21 protein-coding genes and 1 pseudogene are annotated in these 24,886 nt (G+C 71.2%); 15 read left to right on the top strand and 7 right to left on the bottom strand.

The genetic code is table 11. The annotated features are described in order from the left end of the window. Nucleotides 1-29: 29 nt before the first annotated feature. Nucleotides 30-2,309, bottom strand: a complete 2,280-nt coding sequence (locus tag ACQEV8_RS11040; RefSeq protein ID WP_432959404.1) for an FdhF/YdeP family oxidoreductase — start codon at nucleotides 2,307-2,309, stop codon at nucleotides 30-32. A 156-nt stretch (nucleotides 2,310-2,465) separates the two neighbouring features. On the opposite strand from ACQEV8_RS11040, the gene polA reads away from it, so the two are divergent. Continuing rightward, a complete protein-coding gene (polA, locus tag ACQEV8_RS11035) occupies nucleotides 2,466-5,192 on the top strand; it encodes a DNA polymerase I (protein ID WP_432959403.1) in 2,727 nt (908 codons plus the stop codon). A gap of 277 nt (nucleotides 5,193-5,469) precedes the next feature. Beyond that, nucleotides 5,470-5,949 carry a hypothetical protein gene (locus tag ACQEV8_RS11030; protein ID WP_432959402.1) on the top strand — a complete coding sequence of 160 codons (480 nt, stop codon included), beginning with the start codon at nucleotides 5,470-5,472 and terminating at the stop codon, nucleotides 5,947-5,949. On the opposite strand, the gene ACQEV8_RS11025 is transcribed toward ACQEV8_RS11030, so the two are convergent. Continuing rightward, nucleotides 5,867-6,724, bottom strand: a complete 858-nt coding sequence (locus tag ACQEV8_RS11025) for a DUF4184 family protein (protein ID WP_432959401.1) — start codon at nucleotides 6,722-6,724, stop codon at nucleotides 5,867-5,869. The genes ACQEV8_RS11030 and ACQEV8_RS11025 overlap by 83 nt on opposite strands. 314 nt (nucleotides 6,725-7,038) lie before the next feature. On the opposite strand from ACQEV8_RS11025, the gene ACQEV8_RS11020 reads away from it, so the two are divergent. From ACQEV8_RS11020 to ACQEV8_RS11010, 3 genes are all read left to right on the top strand, one after another. Then, nucleotides 7,039-8,787 (top strand): lytic transglycosylase domain-containing protein, encoded by a 1,749-nt coding sequence (locus tag ACQEV8_RS11020; protein ID WP_432959400.1) that lies wholly within the window; start codon nucleotides 7,039-7,041, stop codon nucleotides 8,785-8,787. A 138-nt stretch (nucleotides 8,788-8,925) separates the two neighbouring features. Further along, nucleotides 8,926-9,060: an SPW_0924 family protein gene (locus tag ACQEV8_RS11015; protein ID WP_279542307.1), complete on the top strand. Its 135-nt coding sequence runs from the start codon at nucleotides 8,926-8,928 to the stop codon at nucleotides 9,058-9,060. A 25-nt stretch (nucleotides 9,061-9,085) separates the two neighbouring features. Then, nucleotides 9,086-10,078, top strand: coding sequence for a DUF3068 domain-containing protein (locus tag ACQEV8_RS11010; RefSeq protein WP_432959399.1), 993 nt, complete (start codon nucleotides 9,086-9,088; stop codon nucleotides 10,076-10,078). On the opposite strand, the pseudogene hrpB reads toward ACQEV8_RS11010, so the two are convergent. Next, a pseudogene (hrpB, locus tag ACQEV8_RS11005) lies at nucleotides 10,068-12,628 on the bottom strand (ATP-dependent helicase HrpB). The gene ACQEV8_RS11010 and the pseudogene hrpB overlap by 11 nt on opposite strands. A 16-nt stretch (nucleotides 12,629-12,644) precedes the next feature. Continuing rightward, entirely contained in the window at nucleotides 12,645-13,499 is an 855-nt protein-coding gene (locus ACQEV8_RS11000) for a class I SAM-dependent methyltransferase (protein WP_432959398.1), read from the bottom strand. A gap of 359 nt (nucleotides 13,500-13,858) precedes the next feature. On the opposite strand from ACQEV8_RS11000, the gene rpsA reads away from it, so the two are divergent. From rpsA to ACQEV8_RS10980, 4 genes are all read left to right on the top strand, one after another. Then, on the top strand, nucleotides 13,859-15,367 hold the full coding sequence (rpsA, locus tag ACQEV8_RS10995) for a 30S ribosomal protein S1 (protein WP_432959397.1): 1,509 nt from the start codon (nucleotides 13,859-13,861) through the stop codon (nucleotides 15,365-15,367). A gap of 173 nt (nucleotides 15,368-15,540) precedes the next feature. Further along, a complete protein-coding gene (locus tag ACQEV8_RS10990) occupies nucleotides 15,541-16,479 on the top strand; it encodes a PAC2 family protein (RefSeq protein WP_432959395.1) in 939 nt (312 codons plus the stop codon). A 117-nt stretch (nucleotides 16,480-16,596) separates the two neighbouring features. Then, nucleotides 16,597-17,214 (top strand): dephospho-CoA kinase, encoded by a 618-nt coding sequence (coaE, locus tag ACQEV8_RS10985; protein ID WP_432959394.1) that lies wholly within the window; start codon nucleotides 16,597-16,599, stop codon nucleotides 17,212-17,214. 125 nt (nucleotides 17,215-17,339) lie between these two features. Beyond that, a complete protein-coding gene (locus ACQEV8_RS10980; protein WP_189728861.1) occupies nucleotides 17,340-17,720 on the top strand; it encodes a tetratricopeptide repeat protein in 381 nt (126 codons plus the stop codon). 46 nt (nucleotides 17,721-17,766) lie between these two features. Here ACQEV8_RS10980 and ACQEV8_RS10975 read toward each other — a convergent pair whose 3' ends face one another. After that, nucleotides 17,767-18,030, bottom strand: a complete 264-nt coding sequence (locus tag ACQEV8_RS10975) for a DUF6343 family protein (RefSeq protein ID WP_432959392.1) — start codon at nucleotides 18,028-18,030, stop codon at nucleotides 17,767-17,769. 140 nt (nucleotides 18,031-18,170) lie between these two features. Between ACQEV8_RS10975 and ACQEV8_RS10970 the strand changes: the two genes are divergently transcribed. The 3 genes from ACQEV8_RS10970 to ACQEV8_RS10960 all read left to right on the top strand — a co-directional run bounded on the left by ACQEV8_RS10970 (nucleotide 18,171) and on the right by ACQEV8_RS10960 (nucleotide 20,532). Further along, complete coding sequence (locus ACQEV8_RS10970) at nucleotides 18,171-18,863, top strand: class I SAM-dependent methyltransferase (protein WP_432972604.1); 693 nt, start codon at nucleotides 18,171-18,173, stop codon at nucleotides 18,861-18,863. A 9-nt stretch (nucleotides 18,864-18,872) separates the two neighbouring features. Then, nucleotides 18,873-19,934: a protein kinase family protein gene (locus ACQEV8_RS10965; RefSeq protein WP_432959391.1), complete on the top strand. Its 1,062-nt coding sequence runs from the start codon at nucleotides 18,873-18,875 to the stop codon at nucleotides 19,932-19,934. 136 nt (nucleotides 19,935-20,070) lie between these two features. Next, nucleotides 20,071-20,532, top strand: a complete 462-nt coding sequence (locus ACQEV8_RS10960; protein WP_432959390.1) for a DoxX family protein — start codon at nucleotides 20,071-20,073, stop codon at nucleotides 20,530-20,532. A 178-nt stretch (nucleotides 20,533-20,710) separates the two neighbouring features. Here the strand turns inward: ACQEV8_RS10960 and ACQEV8_RS10955 are convergent, their stop codons facing one another. After that, nucleotides 20,711-21,262 (bottom strand): RNA-binding S4 domain-containing protein, encoded by a 552-nt coding sequence (locus ACQEV8_RS10955; RefSeq protein WP_432959388.1) that lies wholly within the window; start codon nucleotides 21,260-21,262, stop codon nucleotides 20,711-20,713. 123 nt (nucleotides 21,263-21,385) lie between these two features. On the opposite strand from ACQEV8_RS10955, the gene ACQEV8_RS10950 reads away from it, so the two are divergent. Genes ACQEV8_RS10950 through ACQEV8_RS10940 form a run of 3 tightly spaced genes read left to right on the top strand, consistent with a single transcriptional unit; the run spans nucleotide 21,386 to nucleotide 24,140 of the window. After that, nucleotides 21,386-22,078, top strand: coding sequence for a helix-turn-helix domain-containing protein (locus ACQEV8_RS10950; RefSeq protein WP_432959386.1), 693 nt, complete (start codon nucleotides 21,386-21,388; stop codon nucleotides 22,076-22,078). Further along, a complete protein-coding gene (locus ACQEV8_RS10945) occupies nucleotides 22,075-23,439 on the top strand; it encodes an MFS transporter (RefSeq protein WP_432959384.1) in 1,365 nt (454 codons plus the stop codon). The genes ACQEV8_RS10950 and ACQEV8_RS10945 overlap by 4 nt, the downstream gene beginning before the upstream one ends. After that, on the top strand, nucleotides 23,439-24,140 hold the full coding sequence (locus ACQEV8_RS10940; protein WP_432959383.1) for a uracil-DNA glycosylase: 702 nt from the start codon (nucleotides 23,439-23,441) through the stop codon (nucleotides 24,138-24,140). The genes ACQEV8_RS10945 and ACQEV8_RS10940 overlap by 1 nt, the downstream gene beginning before the upstream one ends. A 28-nt stretch (nucleotides 24,141-24,168) precedes the next feature. On the opposite strand, the gene ACQEV8_RS10935 is transcribed toward ACQEV8_RS10940, so the two are convergent. After that, complete coding sequence (locus ACQEV8_RS10935; RefSeq protein WP_432959381.1) at nucleotides 24,169-24,822, bottom strand: GntR family transcriptional regulator; 654 nt, start codon at nucleotides 24,820-24,822, stop codon at nucleotides 24,169-24,171. Between the last annotated feature and the right edge of the window lie 64 nt (nucleotides 24,823-24,886).

Below are 24,886 nucleotides of genomic sequence, written 5' to 3'. Positions count from 1 at the left end.
TACGGCTACCTCTGTGACTGAGCAAACGCTCAGTCGGTGGCCGATTGTTCCAGACGCACCACGACGGACTTGCTGGCCGGGGTGTTGCTGGTGTCAGCGGTGGCGTCCAGCGGCACCAGCACGTTGGTCTCCGGGTAGTACGCGGCGGCGCAGCCCCGGGCCGTCGGATAGTGCACGACCCGGAAGCCCGGCGCCCGGCGCTCCACGCCGTCCTTCCACTCACTGACCAGGTCGACGTAGGAGCCGTCCGCCAGCTGCAGCGTCCGCGCGTCCTCGGGGTTGACCAGCACCACCCGGCGGCCGTTCTTGATGCCCCGGTAGCGGTCGTCGAGGCCGTAGATCGTGGTGTTGTACTGGTCGTGCGAGCGCAGCGTCTGGAGCAGCAGACGCCCCTCGGGCAGCTCCGGGTACTCCACGGGCGCGGCGGTGAAGTTGGCCTTGCCGGTGGCGGTGGGGAAGCGGCGCTCGTCACGCGGGGCGTGGGGGAGCGTGAAGCCTCCCGGGCGGGCCACGCGCGCGTTGAAGTCCTCGAAGCCGGGGATCACGCGCGCGATCCGGTCCCGGATCGTCGCGTAGTCCTTCTCGAACTCCTCCCAGGGCGTGGGGCTGTTCTCGCCCAGCACGCCGCGGGCCAGACGGCAGACGATGGCCGGCTCGGACAGCAGGTGCGTGCTCGCGGGCTCCAGCCGGCCCCGGGAGGCGTGCACCATGCCCATCGAGTCCTCGACCGTCACGAACTGCTCGCCGCTGCCCTGGAGGTCGAGTTCGGTACGGCCCAGAGTCGGCAGGATCAGGGCACGCGCGCCTGTGATCACGTGCGAGCGGTTCAGCTTCGTCGACACGTGCACGGTCAGCCGGGCCCGCCGCATCGCCGCCTCGGTGACCTCCGTGTCGGGGGAAGCCGAGACGAAGTTGCCGCCCATGGCGAAGAAGACCTTCGCCTCACCGTCGCGCAGGGCGCGGATGGCCCGTACGACGTCGTAGCCGTGCTCGCGCGGCGGGGCGAAGCCGAACTCCTTCTCCAAGGCGTCCAGGAACGCGGGGGCGGGGCGCTCGAAGATGCCCATCGTGCGGTCGCCCTGCACGTTCGAATGGCCGCGCACCGGGCAGACGCCCGCGCCCGGGCGGCCGATGTTGCCGCGCAGGAGGAGGAAGTTGACCACTTCCCTGATGGTGGGGACCGAGTGCTTGTGCTGCGTGAGGCCCATCGCCCAGCACACGATGGTGCGTTCGGAGGCGAGGATCATGCGCAGGGCGTCCTCGATCTCCTTCCGGGTCAGCCCGGTGGCCGCGAGCGTCTCGTCCCAGTCCGCGGCGCGGGCGGCCTCGGCGAACTCCTCGTAGCCGTGCGTGTGCTCCCCGACGAACGCCTCGTCGACCGCGCCCTCCGTGTCGAGGATCAGCTTGTTGAGGAGACGGAAGAGGGCCTGGTCGCCGCCGATGCGGATCTGCAGGAACAGGTCGGTGAGGGCGGAGCCGGTGGTGAGGCCCTTGGGGGTCTGCGGGTTCTTGAAACGCTCCAGGCCCGCCTCGGGCAGCGGGTTGACGCTGATGATCTTCGCGCCGCCCGCCTTGGCGTTCTCCAGGGCGGACAGCATGCGCGGGTGGTTCGTCCCCGGGTTCTGTCCCGCGACGATGATCAGGTCGGCCTTGTGCAGGTCCTCCAGCATGACGCTGCCCTTGCCGATGCCGATCGTCTCCGACAGCGCCGAACCGGACGACTCGTGGCACATGTTCGAGCAGTCGGGGAGGTTGTTCGTGCCGAGCTCGCGGGCGAACAGCTGGTACAGGAACGCGGCCTCGTTGCTGGTGCGCCCCGAGGTGTAGAAGACGGCCTCGTCCGGGGAGGCGAGGGCGGTGACCTCCTCGGCGATGATGCCGAAGGCGCGCTCCCAGGTGACCGGCTCGTAGTGCGTGCCCCCCTCGGGGAGGTACATGGGGTGGGTGAGGCGGCCCTGCTGGCCCAGCCAGTAGCCGCTGCGGCCGAAGAGGTCGGCGACCGGGTGCGCGGCGAAGAACTCGGGCGTGACCCGGCGCAGCGTGGCCTCCTCGGCGACCGCCTTCGCGCCGTTCTCGCAGAACTCCGCCTTGTGCCGGTGCTCCGGCTCCGGCCAGGCGCAGCCCGGGCAGTCGAAGCCCTCCTTCTGGTTCACGCTCAGCAGCGTCAGCGCGGTGCGCTTCACACCCATCTGCTGCTGGGCCATGCGCAGTGTGTGCCCGATCGCGGGGAGGCCCGCTGCCGCGTGCTTCGGCCCGGTGACCTGCGGCGCGTCCTGAACCGGATCACTCTTGGGCGGCTTCGTGGCCATCGCACGCTCCCCTTCCACTGCGCTGTGAGCTACCTCTCTGATCCTCGCACGCGGTGGTGACATCCCGTGCGGGCGGGCTCGGGGAGAAGCCCTCCCCGGAGCCCGCGCGGTCGGGGGCGGGGCCGAGTGTCAGTGGGGCGTGGCAGGATCGGGGGCGTGGCAGAGACAGCATCGAAGACGACCGACAAGACCTCCGGCGGCAGCCGCCCGCGACTGATGCTCATGGACGGGCACTCGCTGGCCTACCGCGCGTTCTTCGCGCTGCCCGCGGAGAACTTCACCACCGCGACGGGCCAGCCGACGAACGCGATCTACGGCTTCGCGTCGATGCTGGCCAACACGCTGCGCGACGAGGAGCCCACGCACTTCGCGGTCGCCTTCGACGTCTCCCGCAAGACCTGGCGGTCCCAGGAGTTCACGGAGTACAAGGCGAACCGCTCCAAGACCCCGGACGAGTTCAAGGGCCAGGTCGAGCTGATCGGCGAGCTCCTCGACGCGATGGGCGCCGCCCGCTTCGCGGTGGACGGCTTCGAGGCGGACGATGTCATCGCCACTCTCGCCACCCAGGCCGAGGCCGAGGGCTTCGAGGTGCTGATCGTCACCGGCGACCGTGACTCCTTCCAGCTGGTCAGCGAGCACACCACGGTGCTGTACCCGACCAAGGGCGTCTCCGAGCTGACCCGCTTCACCCCGGAAAAGGTATTCGAGAAGTACGGGTTGACGCCCGCGCAGTACCCCGACTTCGCGGCCCTGCGCGGCGACCCCTCGGACAACCTCCCCGGCATCCCCGGCGTCGGCGAGAAGACCGCCGCGAAGTGGATCAATCAGTTCGGCTCCTTCGCCGACCTCGTCGAGCGCGTCGAGGAGGTCAAGGGCAAGGCCGGCCAGAATCTCCGCGACCACCTCGAAGCGGTCAAGCTCAACCGCCGGCTCACCGAGCTGGAGCGCCAGGTGGAGCTCCCCAAGGGCGTCACCGACCTGGAGCGAGCCGCCTACGACCGCACGGCCGTCGCGGTGGTCCTGGACACCCTGGAGATCCGCAACCCCTCGCTGCGCGAGCGGCTCTTCGCCGTCGACCCCGGCGCCGAGGAGGCCGAGACCACCCCGGTCAGCACGGAGGGCGTGCAGCTGGACGGCACGGTGCTCGGCACCGGCGAGCTGACCGGCTGGCTCACCGAGCACGGCACGCAGCCCCTGGGGATCGCCACGGTCGACACCTGGGCGCTCGGCACCGGCTCGGTCGCCGAGGTCGCGCTCGCCGCGCCCGGCGGACCGGCCGCGTGGTTCGACCCCTCCCAGCTGGACGAGGCCGACGAGAAGGCCTTCGCCGCCTGGCTCGCCGACGCCGGCCGGACCAAGACCTTCCACAACGCCAAGGGCGCCATGCGGGTCTTCGCCGAGCACGGCTGGAGCGTCGAGGGCGTCTCCATGGACACCGCGCTCGCCGCCTACCTGGTCAAGCCGGGCCGCCGCTCCTTCGACCTGGACGCGCTGTCCCTTGAGTACCTGCACCGTGAGCTGACCCCCGCCGCCACCGCCGACGGCCAGCTCGCCTTCGGCGCGGACGAAGGCGCCGAGGCCGAGGCCCTGATGATCCAGGCCCGCGCCGTCCTCGACCTGGGCGAGGTCTTCGAGGGCCGCCTGGAGGAGGTCGGCGCCGCCGATCTCCTGCGCGACATGGAGCTGCCCACGTCAGCGCTGCTGGCCCGCATGGAGCGGCACGGCATCGCGGCCGACCGGGCCCATCTGGAGGCCATGGAGCAGATGTTCGCCGGCGCCGTCCAGCAGGCGGTGAAGGAGGCCCACGCGGCGGCCGGGCACGAGTTCAACCTGGGCTCTCCCAAGCAGCTCCAGGAAGTCCTCTTCGGAGAGCTGGCCCTGCCCAAGACCAAGCGCACGAAGACCGGCTACACCACGGACGCCGACGCCCTCGCCTGGCTCGCCGGCCAGACGGACAACGAGCTTCCGGTGATCATGCTCCGCCACCGCGAGCAGGCCAAGCTCCGCGTCACCGTCGAGGGCCTGATCAAGACCATCGCCGCGGACGGCCGGATCCACACCACCTTCAACCAGACGGTCGCCGCCACCGGCCGGCTGTCCTCGACGGACCCGAACCTGCAGAACATCCCGGTCCGCACCGACGAGGGCCGCGCCATCCGCCGCGGCTTCGTCGTCGGCGAGGGCTTCGAGTCCCTGATGACGGCCGACTACAGCCAGATCGAGCTGCGCGTGATGGCCCACCTCTCCGAGGACGAGGGCCTGATCGAGGCCTTCACCTCGGGCGAGGACCTGCACACCACGGCCGCCTCCCAGGTCTTCGCGGTCGAGGCGACAGCGGTGGACGCCGAGATGCGCCGCAAGATCAAGGCCATGTCGTACGGCCTGGCCTACGGACTGTCCGCCTTCGGCCTCTCCCAGCAGCTGAACATCGAGGCGGCGGAGGCCCGCGCCCTGATGGACGCGTACTTCGAGCGGTTCGGCGGCGTCCGGGACTATCTGCGCCGCGCGGTCGACGAGGCCCGGGCGACGGGCTACACGGCGACGCTCTTCGGGCGCCGCCGCTACCTCCCCGACCTCAACAGCGACAACCGCCAGCGTCGCGAGGCAGCGGAGCGGATGGCGCTCAACGCGCCCATCCAGGGCACGGCTGCCGACATCGTGAAGATCGCCATGCTCAAGGTGGGCGGCGCGCTGAAGGAGGCCGGGCTGGAGTCCCGGATGCTGCTCCAGGTGCACGACGAAATCGTGCTGGAGATCGCCCCGGGCGAGCGCGCGGCCGCCGAGGAACTCGTCCGCCGCGAGATGGCGAACGCCGTCCACCTCCGTGTCCCGCTGGGCGTCTCGGTGGGCGCGGGGGCGGACTGGGAGTCGGCGGCGCACTAGACGCTGCGCTGCTTGGGCCGGCCCGGGCTGGGCCGGCCCAGCCCAGCCCAGCCCGGGCCGGGCCGGGGGCGGGGTGGTGCCTCGGGCCGGGGTTCGTCGGGTGGCCGGAGTAAAGCCGCCACAGCTCCGTCCCCCTCCGCCGAGGTACCGGCCCTGGCCCGGTCCCATCCGGGCACCCGCCCCAGCCGGGCGCGGCCGCACTGGGCCCCCACCGAACCATCACTCGCGTGGCCCCCGTGAAGGCGCCCCCGCCCCCGACCGTCGTAAAGATGCGGGCATGGGTATACGCACGCTCCTCGGCCGCACGGCACCAGGCGTGGCACTTCCGCCGGTCCGGGTCTACGCGGCCGACGCAAGCACGCTCCGCGTCCCCGCGAACCTCGCCACGGCACTGCGCCGGACGACGGCGGATCTCCGTGACCGCCTGCCCTTCGGACGCAACCCCACCCTCTCCGCCGACCCCGGCGGCCTGCCCGCCACCGGCCCCACCAGGCCCTCGGGGACCGGCGACCTGCCCGGCAGTCCCGAGACACCCGGTGAAACCGGCAGAGCCACACCCCGCCGGGCCTGGGCCGACCGGGCGCGCGGCTATCTGACCCTCGTCCTCACCCTGCTCCCGCGGCCGCGCCCCGCGCACACCACCATCACGGTGTACATCGCGACCGGCGAGCCCCTCAGCGAGCGGCCGGACGGCTCGGCTCCGTATCGCCGGCACGGTCAGAACCGCCGGGGGCCGGAACCGGGCGCCGCGCCCTGACCACCACGGCGTACGACAACAGCGCCGGGACGAGCCCGGCCCCCGCGCCGAAGCACACCGTCGGAATGATCTCCCACGGCTTCGCGGCCGAACCCCAGTAGGCCCACCACCGTGCCGCCCGCTGCACCGCCCCCACCAGCGCGAAGCCGCCGATCACGGCACCGGCCGCCCAGCGGTCCCGTACCGCCAGCACCGGGACCCCCACCGGTTCGCTTGCGGGCATCCGCCGCAACGCGCGCACCACGAACACGGCGATCACCACAGCGGCCACCGCCGAACCGCCGTACTGCAGGTACCAGTACAGCGGCGAGCCCGCGACCTCACGGCCCAGCACGGGAAACAGCCGCATCCCCCACCGGTCGAGATGCGTGAACGCGTCCCACACGACGTGCGTCAGCGCGCCGAGTACGGCGGACACGTACCACCGCACCACCAGGGAGGGCGTCACACGCGCGCGTGGCGCCCCGCATCGCACCAGGGCCGCCACCCGCCCCTGCCGAGCCCGCGGCAGCAACGCCACCAGCGGCTCGCGCATCAAAAGCCACAGCCCCACCAGCGCCCAGGCGATGAGCACATCGACCGTGAACACCCCCCAGAACGCGTGCGTGACGTCACCGAACTCCATCGCCCCGGACAGCACACTCGCCGCGTAGTAGGTCATGTCGGGCGCGAAGGAACCCGCCACGAGGACGGATGGCACCAGCGGGCCCCGGCCAGTCCCGTCGGTGCGTACGGCGGGCAGTACGGCTGCCGCGTGGCTCAGTGTGAACGGCAACTCTGCTCCTGGTGACGGTCGTTGTCAGGTGACAGGACGGCCCAGTATGCGGGATGCCGGACACCGGCCGCCCGCCACGCCCGCCACATGACCAACCGGTGAAAACCGGGCACGAACGGGTGCCCGAGCAAAGCAAGTTGCCGTAGGGTCGCCAGGGTCACCGTGCCAGGGCGAGAGACATGACAGTCGGAGGGCAACCACTCGGGCCGGTCGATCGTCACAACAGAGCGAACGCAACAGAAGAGCGCTGACGCAACAGAAGTGCGCGACAGGCAGAGACGGGCGCTGGGGCGTCCATGGGAGGGGTTCACTCTATGGCGGCGCAATTCGGCAGGAGGCTGCGCAAGGGGGCGGCAACCACCGCCGTGGCCGCGGTAGCGGTCGCGGCACTGTCCGCCTCCCAGGCTCCGGGCGTGAACGACCACGGCAGACAGACCGCGGCGGACGCCACGCCCTCACCCGACGCGAGTGCCTCCGACGGCAGCGCCACCGGCAATTCGCCGTACTACACGGACCTGCCGCCGCTCAAGAGCCCGAACCCGTCCCCGAGCACCGGCACCGGCCCCGCGGCCCCCGGCACCAGCGAGGCGGGCATCCCCGCGACCGTCCTCGACGCCTACAAGAAGGCCGAGACCGCGCTGAACGAGGCCAAGCCGGGTTGCAACCTGCCCTGGCAACTCCTCGCCGCCATCGGCAAGGTGGAGTCGGGCCAGGCCCGCGGCGGCCGTGTCGCCGCCGACGGCAAGACCCTCTCGCCCATCCTCGGCCCGCAGCTCGACGGCAACGGCTTCGCTCTCATCAGGGACACCGACGACGGCGCCTACGACGGCAACAGCTCCTACGACCAGGCCGTCGGCCCCATGCAGTTCATCCCGTCCACCTGGGCGTGGGCGGGCCGCGACGGCAACGCCGACGGCAAGAAGGACCCCAACAACATCTACGACGCGGCACTCGCCGCCGGGCACTACCTGTGCCGCTTCGACTGGGACCTGTCCGACCAGGATGACCTCGACCGCGCGATCCTCAGTTACAACAACTCGCGGGAGTACCTGAACCTGGTCATGCGCTGGGTGGAGTACTACCGCAAGGGCACGCACGAGATCCCCGACGGCACCGGCACACTGCCCGACAACCGCAGCGACGACGGAGCCGGGGCGAGCCCTTCGCCCTCCACTCCGAGCACCCCGAGCACCCCGAACACACCGACCACGCCGGCTCCGGGCAGCTCGAAGCCCAGCCCCAAGCCCGACAAGCCCGGCGGCGGCACGACGACCCCGAAGCCGCCCACCGACCCCGGCGGCACCCCGACCCCGCCCCCCTCGACGCCTCCCACGAACACCGACACGGTGGACCACCTTGAGGACGCCGGCACCGCGAAGCTCACCGCCATGGCGGGCGACGCGTTCACCAAGCGGATCAGCACCCGCGCCGAGACGAAGGCCGGCAAGGCCGTCGGCAAGGTCAGGGTCCGCTTCACGATCATCGGCAGCACGGACACCACCTTCACCGGCGGCGAGAACGTGGCCACGGTCGCCACCAACAGCTCCGGCGTCGCCGTCGCTCCCGCCCTGCGGGCGGGGGAGAAGACGGGTGAGGTCACCGTCCGCGCCACCGTCGTGGGCCGCACGGTCGCCGGCCTCGACTACACGGCCACCGTCACCGAACGCGCCGCCGACGCCCTCGCCCGCACCGGTGACGCCGCGCTGACCTGCGCCCCGGGCGGCGAGTTCGCCACCCAGGTCGAGGTGAAGGCCACGTACAAGGGCGCCGTCGCCGACGGCGTCGCGGCCACCGCCACGCTGATCAAGTCGGCGGACGACCCGACCGCCACCGACAAGGGCCCCTACTTCAAGGACGCCGACGGCAAGGCCGTCCGCACCCTGAAGGCACTGAAGACGGACTCGAAGGGCCTGCTGAAGCTGCCGAAGCTGTACGCGGACGACACCACCGGCACGTTCCTGCTCCGCATCAGCACCGCGGGCGGAGCGACCCTCACCGTCGAACTGACCGTGGCGGCGGCCGAGACGTCCTCGCCGAGCCCGTCGGCGAGCCCCAGCGCGTAGTTCTCAAGTAGTACGGACGACGCCCCTCTTACAGGAGGGGCGTCGTTGTGTGTGCAACGTGTTCTCATCTCAGCCGCGCGTTGCTACGGTGCGGACAAACCTGACGGTGTATCAGTTCAACCGTGGGGAGGCCCCCGTATGCGCACCCTCGTCGCCGCCGCCACCGGTCTCGCCGTCGCGTTCGCCGTGGTCCTGACGCTGACCGCCCTCGGCACCCCCTCGGGCGGGACGTCCCCGAAGCCGCTGCTGACGACGGTTCCCGCACACCCCTGACCGCCCGCCCGGGACGGAGGCCGAGATGCGCCGCAAGGCCGCTCTGATCCTGCTCGCCCTCGCCGTGTTCTTCACGGCACTGTCCCCGCTGCTGCGCTGGTACGCCTTCCCGCGCCTCGCCAAGGTCCCCGCGAACCAGTACCAGGACATGGTCCTGGAGGCCCGCGACGCCACCCTCCTGGACTACGGCACCATGCGGGCGAAGAAAGTCCCCAAGGTCACCATCGTCCAGACCCTCAAGGGCAACGTCGAGGCCTCCGAGAGGATCGAGGAGTCGGCGGGCCGGGACGTCGTCGTCTGGGACGGCCTGTCCTACGTCGTCGGCCCCGACGGCGAGATGGTGTCGAAGATCCCCGAGCGCTACATCTTCGACGCCCACACCCAGGAGCCCGTCCACGCCACCGGCGAGTCGGTCGACGGCGACCCGGTGCGCCGCGAGGGCCTCGAGTTCAAATGGCCCTTCCTCACGGAGAAACGGGCCTACCAGTACTTCGACGCCCAGGCCCGCGTCACAGCCCCCATCCACTACCAGGACACCCGCACCTTCCGCGGCCTGGAGGTCTACTACTTCGAGCAGACCATCCCCTGGACCAAAGTGAAGATCCCCAAGACGCTGCCCGTGGAGGGCCTCACCCCCGAGTCGGTAGCCCAGACCGGCACGACCCGCTGGTACACCACGGTCCGCAAGTTCTGGGTCGAGCCCCTCACCGGCGCTCCCGTCTACGGCGAGGAGATCCACAAGGAGGAACTGCGCGGCGGCGCCCTCCTCGGCGACCGTGAGAAGGTCACCGCGTTCGCCGGCCACGTGAAGATGCGCGAGGACTACATCACGCACACGGTCGACCTGGTGAAGTCCCAGCGCCTCATCATCCTGCTGCTGACGTCCTACCTGCCGTGGGGCTTCCTCACCCTCGGCGTCCTCCTGCTGGCCCTCGCGCTGTACCTGGAGGCCCGCGGTCGCCGTCCCTCCGGCCCGGCCCCGACAGCGGCCGAGGAGCCGTCACAGGTCACCGCCTGAGCCGGGCGTTGGTGTACCGGGTCGGCTCCGCAACCGCCGGGTCCTCGGGCCACGGATGCTTGGGATACCGCCCGCGCAGCTCCGCCCGTACGCCCTTGTAGCCGTCCCGCCAGAACGAGGCGAGGTCGGCGGTGACGGCGGCCGGCCGCCCTGCCGGGGACAGCAGATGCACGAGCAGCGGCACCCCGGCGACCCGGGGCGACTCCTGCAGCCCGAACATCTCCTGCAACTTCACCGCGAGCACGGGCTGCTCGGGCCGGGAGTAGTCGATGCGGATCCTCGACCCGCTCGGTACGGCCATCCGCTCCGGGGCGAGCTCGTCGAGCCGCCCGGCCTCCCCGGAGGCCCAGGGCAGCAGCCGGGCGAGCGCCTGACCGGCATCGATCCGAGCCAGATCGGCCCGCCGCCGCGCCCGGCCCAGCTCCGGCTCCAGCCACTCCTCCACGCGCGCGTGGAGCGCGTCGTCGCGGACATCGGGCCAGGGCTCACCGAGGTGCAGCCGCAGAAAGGCGAGCCGCTGCCGCAGGACCTCGGCATCCGCCGACCACCGCAGCAGCCCGAGCCCTTCCCGCCGTAGCCCGTCCAGCAGCGCACCCCGTACGAGCCCGGGAACAACGTCCTTCAGCGACCGCACCGCCAACTCCACGGCCCCCAGCCGCTCCACCCGCCGCGCCACGACGTCCCCGTCGTCCCAGCGCACCTCGTCCCGCTCGTCCAGCAGCGCCCCTGCCGCGAGCCGGGCGATCCCCTCGTCGACCACGGCGCCTGACCGCACGCGCGCGTGCCCCTTGCCGACGGGCCGGTCCGCCACGGCGACGGCGACCCAGTCCGCCCCTCGCAGCGCACTGCCCTCGCTCATCTCGGCCCGGGTCCCGGACACCATGAGGCACGACCCACCGTCGGCCCTGGCGACGCGCTCGGGAAAGGCGAAAGCGGCGACGAGCCCGACCTGCCGGTCTTCGGTGGCATCCGTCCACCCCTCGGCCTCTGTCCCTGCCTTCGCCTTCAGCGGGGAGTTACGGGCTGGTGGGTGGGAGATCTCAGAACCGACGGCCCGCAGCCGCCGAACCTCGCGACGCCACCGCGTGGCATAGGCGTCACCCTCACGCCGAGCACGACGCAACGCACCCGTTAGATCATCGCCGTACTCCCGAGGCGCCTCCTCGCTCAACAAGGCGACCACCTCCGAGGCCCGCTCGACCCCCACGAACGGCACGGAGTCGAGCAGGGCCCGCCCCAGCCGCGGATGCAGTCCCAGCCGAGACAGCGCGACTCCCCGCTCGGTCGCCCGCCCGACGGAGTCGACGGCCCCGACAACGCCCAGCACGTCCCGAGCCGCCGCCATACCCCCGGAGGGCGGCGCATCCAGCAACGCCAGCCCCGACGCCTCAGGATCCCCCAGCACGCCACCTGCAATGCGAACGCCGTCAGGTCGGCCACCTTGATCTCCGGCGAAGGGAAAGGCGGCAGCCGCGCGTCCTCGGCCTCCGTCCAGCAGCGGTACACCGCCCCCGGCGCCTCACGCCCGGCCCGCCCCGCCCGCTGCCGCCCGGCCGCCTGTGACGCCCGTACCGTCGTCAGCGCGCTCAGCCCGCGCGCGTGGTCGACCCGCGGCTCGCGAGCCAGCCCCGAGTCCACGACGACCCGCACCCCCGGCACCGTCAACGACGACTCCGCCACGGACGTGGCCAGCACCACTCGCCGCCGGTCACCGGGGGCGAGCACCGCGTCCTGCACGGCGGCCGGCGCCCGCCCGTGGACCTGCAGCACATCGACGTCCCCGGGCCCCGCGAGGTCCCCGAGCTGCCCGGCCACCCGGGCGATCTCGCCCACGCCCGGCAGAAAACACAGCACGTCCCCGTCCCGCTCGGCCAGCGCCCGCCGCACCACCGACGCCACATGCGTCAGCAGCGCCGGATCGACACGCATCCCGTGCGGCGGCCGCAGGGGCCGCGCCGGCGGCGCCCACACCACCTCCACCGGATACGCCGCACCCCGGGCCTCCACCACGGGCGCCCCGCCCAGCAACTCCGCCCACCCCCGCGCGTCGGTCGTCGCCGAGGCGGCCACCAGCCGCAGCTCGGGCCGCAGGGTCTGCCGTACGTCCCACAGGAACGCCGCCGCCGTGTCGGCGTCCAGATGACGCTCGTGGCACTCGTCGAGCACCACCACGTCGACACCGGTCAGCTCCTGGTCCCGCTGCACCCGCTGCACCAGCACACCGGTCGTGACGACCTCCACGCGCGTGTGCCGCCCGACGACCCGTTCTCCGCGCACGGTGTAGCCGACGCTCCCGCCGGGCCTCTCACCCAGCAGCCACGCCATCCGCCGCGCCGCCGCCCGGGCCGCGATCCGCCGCGGCTCGGCCACGATCACTCGCCGCTCAGGGCCTCCCCCGAGAAGTCCTGCGAGGGCCAGTGGCACCAGGGTCGTCTTGCCGGTGCCGGGCGGCGCCACGAGGACGGCGGTGCCGTGCCCCTCCAGAGCGTCCTCCAGGGCGGGCAGGGCACCACGTACGGGCAGGGCGTCCAGGGCGTCGTAACGGATCACGCGCTCAGTCTCTCCCTCAGCCTCCGGCCGGGGGTGCCCCCATCTCGCTTCGCTCGCACACGAAGATGGCCGTCCCCGGGATCAGGTTCCCTCGCAGGGGCGACCAGCCGCCCCACTCGGAGGTGTTCCAGGCCGGCCACTCCGGCTCCACGAGGTCCACCAGGCGCAAGCCCGACGTCACGACGTCCCGGACCCGGTCGCCGAGCGTCCGGTGGTGCTCGACGTACACGGCGCGGCCCTCGTCGTCCTGCTCCACATAGGGCGTGCGGTCGAAGTACGACCCCGACAACGACAAACCCTCCGGCCCCGGCTCGTCCGGGAAGGCCCAGCGGATCGGATGCGTCACCGAGAAGACGAGGCGGCCCCCGGGCCGCAGCACCCGGCGCACCTCCCGCAGGACCAGGCGCGGGTCGGCCACGAAGGGCAGCGCCCCGTACGCCGAGCAGACCAGGTCGAACGAGCCGTCCGCGAAGGGCAGCGCACCGGCGTCGGCGCACACCAGGGGGAACGGTCCGCCGATACGCAGCGCGTGCTGCAACTGCCGGTGCGAGATGTCCAGGGCGACCGGCCGGGCACCCTGGCCGGCCAGCCAGCGCGAGCACTGCGCCGCGCCCGCGCCGATCTCCAGCACGTCCTTGCCCTTGAGCTCCTCCGGTGGGCCGAGCAGCTCGGCCTCCACCTCGTCGAGGCCCTCGGGCCCCCACACGAAACGGTCGTCCCCGAGGAACGTGCCGTGCTCGACCTGGTACTCGTCCGCGTTACGGTCCCACCAGCCACGATTGGCGCGGGAGCTCTCCGTGACCCCGGCGGCACGCCGGGTCGCCTCGGGTTCGGACGCTTCGAACTCTTGGATGATCGGCTCCCTCGTCATACTCTTCCGTCCAGCCTGTCCCGGTGGTGTCGTGAAGGGCGCCGCGAAGGGCGCCGCACGGCGCGCGTGGCCTCGGGAGACAGGACTTGTGCCGGTTATGGGGCGATCCGTCCCCGGTGGGCGGCTTCGCGCATTGACCCTGCCCGGCTGCCCCCGTATGCTACAAGTTGCGCTGCGAGCCTGCGTACCTCAGACGTAGCAGGTTGCGCTCGCATCTGTATGTATGTCCCCTCGGTTGTCGAGGCGCCACCAGTTGTTCATGTGGCGCTTCCTAGGCTGTCCGGCTTCTGCAGAGCGAAACGGGCTCCCGGCGTAGCAGTACCTACGACTTCAATGTCCGTACCGGAGCCCTTTCCCACATGACGAGCAGCACCGAGACCACCGCAACGACCCCGCAGGTTGCGGTCAACGACATCGGTAACGAGGAAGCCTTCCTCGCCGCGATCGACGAGACGATCAAGTACTTCAACGACGGCGACATCGTCGACGGCGTCATCGTGAAGGTCGACCGGGACGAGGTCCTGCTCGACATCGGTTACAAGACCGAAGGCGTTATCCCGAGCCGCGAGCTCTCGATCAAGCACGACGTCGACCCCAACGAGGTCGTCGCCGTCGGTGACGAGATCGAAGCCCTTGTTCTCCAGAAGGAGGACAAGGAAGGCCGCCTGATCCTCTCGAAGAAGCGCGCCCAGTACGAGCGTGCCTGGGGCACCATCGAGAAGATCAAGGAAGAGGACGGGATCGTCACCGGTACCGTCATCGAGGTCGTCAAGGGTGGTCTCATCCTCGACATCGGCCTCCGTGGCTTCCTCCCGGCCTCCCTGGTCGAGATGCGCCGCGTTCGCGACCTCCAGCCCTACGTGGGCAAGGAGCTCGAGGCCAAGATCATCGAGCTGGACAAGAACCGCAACAACGTGGTCCTGTCCCGCCGTGCCTGGCTGGAGCAGACCCAGTCCGAGGTCCGCCAGACGTTCCTCACGACCCTCCAGAAGGGTCAGGTCCGTTCCGGCGTCGTCTCCTCGATCGTCAACTTCGGTGCCTTCGTGGACCTGGGTGGCGTCGACGGTCTGGTTCACGTCTCCGAGCTCTCCTGGAAGCACATCGACCACCCGTCCGAGGTTGTCGAGGTCGGCCAGGAAGTCACCGTCGAGGTTCTCGACGTCGACATGGACCGCGAGCGTGTCTCCCTGTCGCTGAAGGCGACGCAGGAAGACCCGTGGCAGCAGTTCGCCCGCACCCACCAGATCGGCCAGGTCGTACCCGGCAAGGTCACGAAGCTGGTTCCGTTCGGTGCGTTCGTCCGTGTGGACGAGGGCATCGAGGGTCTGGTCCACATCTCCGAGCTGGCCGAGCGCCACGTGGAGATCCCGGAGCAGGTCGTCCAGGTCAACGACGAGATCTTCGTCAAGGTCATCGACATCGACCTCGAGCGTCGCCGCATCAGCCTCTCGCTGAAGCAGGCCAACGAGGCCTTCGGTGCCGACCCGGCCACGGTCGAGTTCGACCCGACCCTGTACGGCATGGCCGCGTCCTACGACGACCAGGGCAACTACATCTACCCCGAGGGCTTCGACCCCGAGACCAACGACTGGCTCGAGGGCTACGAGACCCAGCGCGAGGCGTGGGAGGGCCAGTACGCCGAGGCGCAGACGCGCTTCGAGCAGCACCAGGCCCAGGTCATCAAGTCCCGCGAGGCCGACGCCGCTGCCGCGGCCGAGGGCGGCGACACGGCGGGTGCGGCTCCGGCCGCGTCCGGTGGTGGTGGCGGCGGTTCGTACTCCTCCGAGGGCCCGGACAACTCCGGTGCGCTGGCTTCGGACGAGGCGCTTGCCGCGCTGCGCGAGAAGCTGGCCGGTGGGCAGAGCTGAACGCCCACTGAGCTGTAGCTCCTGACTGAGGGGCCGTACCTTTCGAGGTGCGGCCCCTTGGCGTTGCCCCTGCAGAGGGCTCTGCATCCTGACAAGATCAATAGTCACCTCCTCGGGAATGCCTGCCCCCGTAAGGGTGTTGTGCCGTATGAACACGAGGAGGAGCGGTCACTGTGCTTGATCCGCAGGGTTTGTACGCATGGGAGCCGAAGGGGCTTGCTGCCGTCGACATGGCGCTCGCCCAGGAGTCGGCCGGTCTTGTCATGCTCTACCACTTCGACGGATACATCGACGCGGGGGAGGCGGGCGACCAGATCGTCGACCGGCTGCTCGACTCGCTGCCCCATCAGGTCGTCGCCCGCTTCGACCACGACCGGCTCGTGGACTACCGGGCCCGCCGCCCGCTGCTGACGTTCAAGCGCGATCGCTGGAGCGACTACGAGGACCCCGCCATCGAGGTGCGGCTCGTGCAGGACGCCACCGGAGCGCCCTTCCTGCTGCTGTCCGGCCCCGAGCCGGATGTGGAGTGGGAGCGCTTCGCCGCAGCCGTGAAGCAGATCGTGGAGCGGCTCGGCGTCCGCCTGTCCGTGAACTTCCACGGCATCCCCATGGGCGTCCCGCACACCCGTCCCGTCGGCCTCACCCCGCACGGCAACCGCACCGACCTGGTCCCGGGCCACCGCAGCCCGTTCGAGGAGGCGCAGGTGCCCGGCAGCGCCGAGTCCCTCATCGAGTACCGCCTGCTTCAGGCCGGGCACGACGTCCTCGGTGTCGCCGCACATGTCCCGCACTACATCGCCCGCTCCCCTTATCCGGACGCGGCCCTGACGGTCCTGGAGGCCATCACGGCGGCGACCGGACTGGTGCTGCCCGGTATCGCCCACGCCCTGCGCTCCGACGCTCACCGCACCCAGACGGAGATCGACCGGCAGATCCGCGAGGGCGACGACGACCTCACCGCCCTCATCGAGGGCCTAGAGCACCAGTACGACGCCGTCGCGGGTGCCGAGACCCGCGGCAACATGCTCGCCGAGCCGGTGGACATCCCGTCGGCCGACGAGATCGGCAAGGAGTTCGAACGCTTCCTGGCGGAACGAGAGGGCGACAGCTGACACGCCCCGCAAGGGGCGCGGGGAACCGCGCGACCAGCCCTCGACGGCCCGCGCTGTCCACACCGCGTTCGACACGGCCCCAACCGTTCCCCGAGCGGAGCGTCTAGGCTTCCAGGCATGTTGAAGGTGGGCCTGACCGGCGGCATCGGTGCCGGCAAGAGTGAGGTGTCACGGCTGCTCGTCGAGAGCGGGGCCGTGCTGATCGACGCGGACCGCATCGCGCGGGAGGTCGTCGCGCCGGGGACCCCGGGTCTCGCCGCGGTCGTGGAGGCCTTCGGCGAGCAGGTGCTCGCCCCCGACGGCAGCCTCGACCGTCCCAAGCTCGGCTCCATCGTCTTCGCCGACGCGGCGAAACTCGCCACCCTCAACTCGATCGTGCACCCGCTGGTGGGCGCCCGCTCCCGCGAGCTGGAGGAGGCCGCCGCCGAGGACGCGGTCGTCGTCCACGATGTCCCGCTGCTCACGGAGAACGGCCTCGCACCGCTGTACGACCTCGTCATCGTCGTCGACGCGGCCCCCGAGACCCAACTCGACCGGCTCGTACGGCTGCGCGGCATGACCGAAGAGGACGCGCACGCGCGGATGGCCGCCCAGGCGACGCGCGAGCAGCGCCGGGAGATCGCGGACGTCGTCGTCGACAACGACGTCCCGCTGGAGGAACTGGAGCGCCGCGTGAAGGACGTGTGGACCGAGCTGACGCGCAGGTCCCACGCGTCCCGGCCGGCCTCTCAATGACGACCGGCCCCTCAATGACGACCGGCCCCTGAGTGACTTCCGGCCCCCGAGTGACGACCGGCCCCTCAGGAATAGCGGCACCCCGAGGGGGCGTTGAACCCTTCCAGTGAGGGAAGGACTGTGCCGTGCCCGAGACCAGCGGTTCCACCGGACGTACCCCGGAGACGCACGTCATCGACTTCCGTGCCGCCGAGCAATTGCTCGCCGCGCGGGATCCCCGGGGCGCGGTGAAGCTGCTCGACGGAGTCATCGCCGCGCACCCGGAGAACACCGCCGCGCGACTGCTGCGCGCACGTGCCTTCTTCGCGGCGGCGCAGCTGCGGCCGGCCGAGCTCGAGTTCTCGATCGTCCTGGAGCGGGAGCCGGACAACGCGTTCGCGCACTTCGCGCTCGCCCGCACCTATGAGCGGCAGAACCGCCCTGACCAGGCGAAACGCCATTTCCGTCTGGCGGCCGCGCTGGACCCGAACCCGCAGTTCCAGAAAGCCGCCCGCTTCGACTCGTGAGCGGCCGTCCCCGCGTGCCTCGTCTGCCTCGTCTGCCTCGTCTGCCTCAGGGATGGTCCTCGGGCGGCCGGTAGGGCGGGATGTCAGGGCCCGGCTGCCAGTGCGGGCCCTGGCGGATGTGCCTGAGGACCACGGCCAGGTCGATCGTGACCACCAGCAGCAGCACACCGCAGGCGATGGCCCAGCCGGGCCGCCCGGCGAGCATGAACGCGACCGTCCCGAAGAGCGCCCAGACCAGCCCCCACACACCCAGCCAGAAGCGCGCCCGCAGGGCACTGCGCGCGGTCGTCGGTTCACTGCCTGTACGCATCGCGATCTCCACTCCCTGCTTGCAACGTACTCTCCGCCGCGGATGCGGACCACCAGGGGGAGCCGCGGGCATCGTTCACCCGGTCGGGTGAAGGCGGCCGGGAGAGGAACTGGCGTGCGGGTGTGGCCCGTTGGACCGGCATGGAGATGAAAATGCGTGAGGGGTACGAGGGGACGGGACCCGGGGCCATCACCCCGGACGGCTGTGCGGTGGAGCTCTACTCACGACTGCCCGTCGGGGACGAACCGGACATCATCGCCGCGGCGGTGCCCAAGGGCGCGCACATCCTGGAGCTGGGCAGCGGGGTCGGTCGCATGACCCATGCCCTGCTGGAGCGTGGTTTCACGGTCACAGCGGTGGACGAGTCCGCCGAGATGCTGGAGCGCGTGCGCGGGCCGCGGACGATATGCGGCCCCATCGAGGATCTGGACCTGGGTGAGACCTTCGACGTGGTGCTGCTCGCGTCGTTCCTCGTACACGCGGGGGACGTGGAGGTGGGGCGGGGCCTGCTGCGCACCTGTGTGCGCCATGTCGCGGAGGGCGGCAGCGTGCTGATCCAGAGGGAGGGGGCGGACTACCACACGAACCTGCCGCGCGAGCGCGTGGACCCCAGCGGATTCACCGTGCGGATCGTGTCGGCGGAGCCGGTCGGCGACGGGGTCAACTCGGTGCGTGCGGAGTACGAGTTCCCGGACGCGGTCTGGACGCAGACGTTCCGCGCGCGACCGCTGACCGAGGAGCAGTTCGAGGAGGCGCTGGAGGAGGCAGGGCTGAAGGTGGACCGGTATCTGACGGACGATGGGACATGGGTGAGGACGGTGCGGGCGGCCTAGGCGACCCAGGTGCGTGAGAGAGCGTGCGGGGTGGCGGAGCCCGGGCGTCTGATCGGCTACGACTCGGTCTCGACGTCCCTGGCGCTGTGCGGGGACGCCGAACTGCGCGAGCTGGTGGACGCAGCCGTGCCGCTTGGCACCGGCATCGGAGGGAAGTCGGCCCGGCTGGACGTGTCCGGTACGCCGGTCTTCGTGAAGCGGGTGCCCCTGACGGACCTGGAGCGGCAGACGCAACACCTCCGGTCCACGGCCAACGTGTTCGGGCTGCCGATGGTCTGCCAGTACGGCGTCGGCGGGCCCGCGTTCGGGGCGTGGCGGGAGGTCGCCGTCCACACCATGACCACGAACTGGGTGCTCTCCGGGCAGTTCCAGGGCTTTCCGCTGATGTACCACTGGCGGGTGTTGCCGGACGAGGTACCCAATCTGGCGGAGGAGCTCGATGATGTGGAAAAGGTCGTGGCCTACTGGGGAGGGAGTGCCGGCGTACGACGGCGAGTCGAGGCCCTGCGGCAGTCTTCGGCGAGCGTCGCACTGTTCTTGGAATACATCCCCCAGACCCTGCACGCGTGGCTCACCGCACAGGTGCGGGCCGGTGACGAGACTCTCGACCGGGCGTGCGCACTGGTGGAGAGAGAGCTGGCGGTCGGCACGTCCTTCATGAACAGCCGCGGCCTGCTCCACTTCGACGCCCACTTCGAGAACATCCTCACCGACGGCCGCCGCCTGTACTTCGCCGATTACGGCCTCGCCCTGTCCAACCGCTTCGACCTCTCTCGTGCCGAGGTCGACTTCTTCGACCGGCACAGCACCTACGACCGTTGCTACACGGCCAGTTGGCTCGTGAACTGGCTGATCACCGCCTTGTACAGCGGCGACTGGGAGAAACGCGGGGCACTGATACAGGCATGGGCCGGAGGGCGGCAGCCCACCGGAGCGCCACCCGGGACGGCGGAGATCCTCAGCCGCCACGCCCCGGTCGCCGCAGTGATGACGGACTTCTACCGTCGAGTCCAGGGGGTGAGCAGGACGACGCCCTACCCGGGGGAGAGGCTCCGGCGGCTCTGCCTGTGACGGGCGAGGCCGAGCGGGCTGGGAGGTGAGGCCGGGCTGGAAGGGCAGAAAATCCGCTGGACGGCGATGAGTTCGAGGGTGGGCGCCGGTCTACCTCTTCGACACGACCACGGACCGCTTCCCACAGGAGACCTTCATGTCCGAGACCACCGCTCCCGTCACTGCCGTCTCCGCTCCTGCCGGCGCCGGCGTCGCCGAGTCAACGACCACTCGCGGGCGCGCCGCCCGGATCGCCCTGCGCGGTCTGCAGGTGCTCCTCGCTCTCTTCTACGCGATCCCGAGCGCCCTGCCCAAGCTGATCGCGCACCCGTCTGCCGCCGAGTCCTTCGAGAAGCTCGGCTGGGGCAGCGCGGGGATGTACATCATCGGGGTGCTCGAACTGGCCGGAGCGGTGGCCCTGTTGATCCCGGTGCTCCAGTCGGTGGCGGCGATGGCGCTGAGCGCGTTGATGGTGGGTGCGTTCGTCGTGCAGATAGCCGTGTTCGACGGGCAGTACGCGGCGACTCCGCTCATCCTGATCGTGCCGCTCGCCCTCATAGCCTGGGCGCGGCGGGCGCACAACGCGGATCTGATGCGGCTGCTGCGGCGCCGGGCGTGACCGGGTGACACCATGTCGCGTGCGATGCCGGCGGCGTCCGGGCGGGCCGAAGGGCTCGCCCCGGGCGCTGCTCGCTGTGTCCGGCGGGAGTGTGCCCATCAGGGCTTGCCCGGGGCGGAATCGGTCTGCCGGGGCAGGGTCCGAGTCCTTCAGGTCCCTGTCCGTCGCGACGGTCTTCTCACGGCGTGGGTTTGCCGATGTCCTTGGCGATGTCGCTGCCGAGACCGTCGTCGTCGCCGGGGGTCGGCAGTCCGCGCAGGCGTTCCATTTCGCGGCGGTCCCGCTTGGTGGGGCGGCCCGCGCCGCGGTCGCGGATGCCGGCCGGGGCGACGGCCTCGCGGGGCGGGGGCGGCGGGGAGTCGTCGATGTAGCAGTGGGCGGCAACGGGGGCGCCGACCCGCTTGCGGATCAGTCGCGTGACGACGACGACTCGCTCCCGGCCGTCGTGCCGCAGGCGTACCTCGTCACCAACGCGTACGGCGTGTGCGGGTTTCACGCGGTCGCCGTTGACGCGGACGTGCCCGCCGCGACAGGCGGTGGCTCCCATGGAACGGGTCTTGACGAGACGTACGGACCAGATCCAGCTGTCGACGCGGACGGTCTCGCCGCTCTGCGGCCCCGCCGCGTCGGCGGCGGCGATCGCCTCGGCGACCTTGGGGTCGAGGGCCTTCGCGTCGAGGGCCTTCGCCTCTCCGTCGCCGGAGTTGTTCGCCGTGCCTTGTGAAGCCATGTCCCCGACCTTAGTCCTCCAGGTGGTCCGATCAGGCGGGAAATCGCCTCCGCTCCGCATCTGCAAAACAAGTTTTGCAAAATGTCTTTTGCTTAATGGTCGCGGCGGCTTACGCTCCCCGGCATGGAGAGCGACGAGCACAAGCGCGTACTCGACCCCGAGCACGACACCGCGGCCCTGAAGGCCCTCACCCACCCCCTGCGTATTCGGCTGCTCGGGCTGCTGCGGCAGGACGGGCCCGCCACCGCCAGTGAGCTCGCCGTGCGGACGGGGGAGTCGTCGGCGTCGGCCAGTTACCACCTGCGGGTGCTGGCGAAGTACGCCTTCATCGCAGAGGCGGAGCATCGTGACGGGCGGGAACGGCGCTGGCGGGCGCTGCACACCCTGACGTCCTGGAGCAACGAGGCGATGGAGTCCTCCGCGGCAGGCCGGGCTTTCGTCAGTCTGGCGCGGCGGCGGCAGCTGGAGCACCTGGAGTCGTCCCTCGCCCGGTATGAGGCGGACATGGCTGACGGGCGGCTCGGCCAGGAGTGGGTGGAGGCGTCCGGGATCAGCGACCTCATGCCCCGTCTGACGCCCGGGTCGCTCAACGAGCTCTGGGAAACGATCGCCGGGAAGCTGGAGGAGCTGACCGCCCGGGACTCCGACGACCCACGCGCCGAACATGTCGTGTTCCTCACCGCCGGCCTGCCGCTCGCGCCGCGGAACCGCGAGGACGGTGCTCGCGAGGGCGCCGGCAGTGAGGGTGTCGACCGCGAGGACGGCGATCGTGAGGACGGCGATCGCGACGGCGCCGGCAGCAAGGGCATCTCATGACGCACCGCACGGACATGCGGCGCCGCGCGGACGGGGAGCCCGGTATGCGGACCGTCCGCCGCCGTTATGTCATCATCTGCGCTCTTTTATCGCTGCCGCCTGGTCTCGGCCTCGCCTCGATGGTCCTGCTGCTCGGCGAGCGCGGGATGTCCCTGGCCGCGATCGCGGGACTCTTCGCCACCCACTCACTGACCGTGGCCGCGCTGGAGCTCCCCACCGGCGGCCTCTCCGACGTTCTCGGGCGGCGGCCGGTCCTGGCCACGGCCGGTGCGCTCAACATGGTCGCCTGTTGTCTGGTCGGCCTCGGCACCACCGTCTGGTTGCTCGCCGCCGGCATGGTCCTCATGGGGATGTCCCGCGCGCTGGCCAGCGGTAGCGCCGAGGCCTGGTACGTCGACACCGTCCAGGCGAGTGCGGGACCCGACGCCGAGCTGCGGACCGGACTGGCCCGGGGTGGCACCGCGACCTCCGCCGCCCTCGCGGCCGGCCTCCTGCTCGGCGGGGCTCTGCCCTGGCTGCTCGGCACGGGCACGGGCACGGGTACCGGCCCCGGTGCCGGGCTGAGCGAGGCGACGTCCGGGGTGGTGCTGCCCCTGTCCGTTCCCTTGCTGCTGGGAGCCGCCCTCAGGGTCGTGCTCGTCGCCTACGTGCTGGCCGTCCTGCGGGAGCCGCCGCGCCCCCGGGCCACCCTGCGTTCCGTGCTGCGCGGCGTCCCGGTCACCGTCCTGGACGGGTTGCGGCTGGGCGGACGGGACGCGCTGGTCCGCCGGCTGATGCTCAGCGCGGCCGCGGCCGGAGGCGCCCTGGGCGTCGTCGAGTTGCTCATGCCCGGCCGTACCGTCGAGCTGACCGGGGCGAGCGACTCCGGGGCGCTGGCCTATGCGGCCCTCGCCTGCGCGGGCTTCGTCTGCTGCGGTGTCGGCAGCCATCTCGCCCCGCTCGCCGCCCGGGTCGCGGGCGGCGGGGAGCGGGCGGTGCTGATCTGTCTCGGAACAGCGGTGACCGGCCTGCTGCTGCTCGCGGTCACCGCATCCTCCACCCAGCTGCTCGCCGCCACCGTGGGGGTCACCGGCTTCTGCGTCTTCTACGTCGGCATCGGCGCCGTGACCCCGAACGAGAACGCCCTGCTGCACCGCCGCGTCTCCAGCGCCGGGCGCGCCACCGCCCTGTCCGTGCAGTCCCTCGCCCTGCAACTGGTCGGTGCGCTCACCGGCCTGGTGGTCGGGGTGATGCGGCCGGGCCCGCTGCCCTGGCTGCTGACGAGTGCCGTGCTGCTGTCCGGGGCGTTGCTGTGGCTCCGCCGTGGAGAGGGGCGGACCGCGCAGGTCACCACCTCCCGCCCCGCCCCTACCGTGGAGTGATGGACACCAGCGGCCTTCCTCTCCTCGACCGGCGTATCGCGGACTGCCGGGCCTGTCCGCGGCTGGTCTCCTGGCGTGAGGAGGTGGCCCGTGCCAAGCGGGCCGCCTACGCGGACTGGACGTACTGGGGCCGGCCGGTGCCGGGGTTCGGGCCGGAGGACGCCCGGCTGCTGATCGTGGGGCTCGCCCCCGCCGCCCACGGTGGCAACCGCACCGGCCGGATGTTCACCGGCGACCGCTCCGGGGACGTCCTGTACGAGGCGCTGTACGACGTGGGTCTCGCCTCCCAGCCCACCGCCGAGCACGCCCACGACGGCCTGGAGCTGTACGGCGTACGTGTCACCTCGCCCGTGCACTGCGCCCCGCCGGCCAACAAGCCCACCCCCGAGGAGCGGGACACGTGCCGCCCCTGGCTCGTGCGGGAACTGGGACTGCTGCGTCCGACGCTGCGGGCCGTCGTCGTGCTCGGCGCCTTCGGCTGGCAGGCCGCGCTGCCGGCGTTCGCCGAGGCTGGCTGGTCAGTGCCCCGGCCGCGCCCCGCCTTCGCCCATGGGGCCCGTTACGACCTCGACGGTCTGGAGCTCTTCGGCTGCTTCCACGTCAGCCAGCGCAACACCTTCACCGGCAGGCTCACACCCGCGATGCTGCGCGACGTACTGCGGACGGCCGCGCGGGCGGCGGAGCTGCCGACGGCCGGCTAGGCCGACTCCAGGGAGCGTCCTCCCCGCTCTAGGGAGCGTCCTCCCCGAACAGGTGCCGCACCGTCGATCGGTAATTGGTCCGTACGTGCGTGAGCGCGTGCGCGCGGGCCCGGTCCGGGTCGCCCGAGGCGATCGCCTCGTACAGCTCGCGGTGCTCGACGAGGAGCTGAGGCCACTCCTCGTTGCGCCGGGTCATCCAGCGCAGCCGGCCGGCGACCGGTTCCAGGGCCTCGGTCAGCAGGCTGTTGCCCGCCATCGCCATGATGCGGTCGTGCAGCCGGCTGTTGACGTCGGTGATCACCTCGGCGTCCCCGGCCTCGGTCGCGGTGGCCGCGCGGTCGATGAGTTCCTTGACCTCGGCAAGGTCCTCCGGCGTCGCCCGGGAAGCGGCGAGTCCGGCGGCGTAGACCTCCAGGGCTTCTCGCAGTTCGAACAGTTCCTTGACGTCGGTAGGGGTGAGGCGGCGTACTACCGTGCGACGGGGTGTCTCGAAATGGACGAAGCCCTCGGCGACCAGGGCCCGGATCGCCTCACGTACCGGAACGCGTGAGACACCGAAACGCTCCGCGAGCTCGCGTTCCACCAGGCGGTCGCCGGGACGGAGGCTGCCCGCGATGATCTCCTGGCGCAGATCGGCCGTGACGCGTTCGCGTACCGCTCCGAGGGGTTCGATCTTCGTCATGCAGCCCATCTTCGTCGACGCGAGGTCTCTTTTACGCGGCGTTAACAAGAGCGACATCGGTCAG

The organism is Streptomyces sp. CA-179760 (assembly GCF_050937045.1).
In the GTDB taxonomy this organism is placed as follows: Bacteria; Actinomycetota; Actinomycetes; order Streptomycetales; family Streptomycetaceae; genus Streptomyces.
This window is presented reverse-complemented; position numbering and strand designations above follow the sequence as displayed.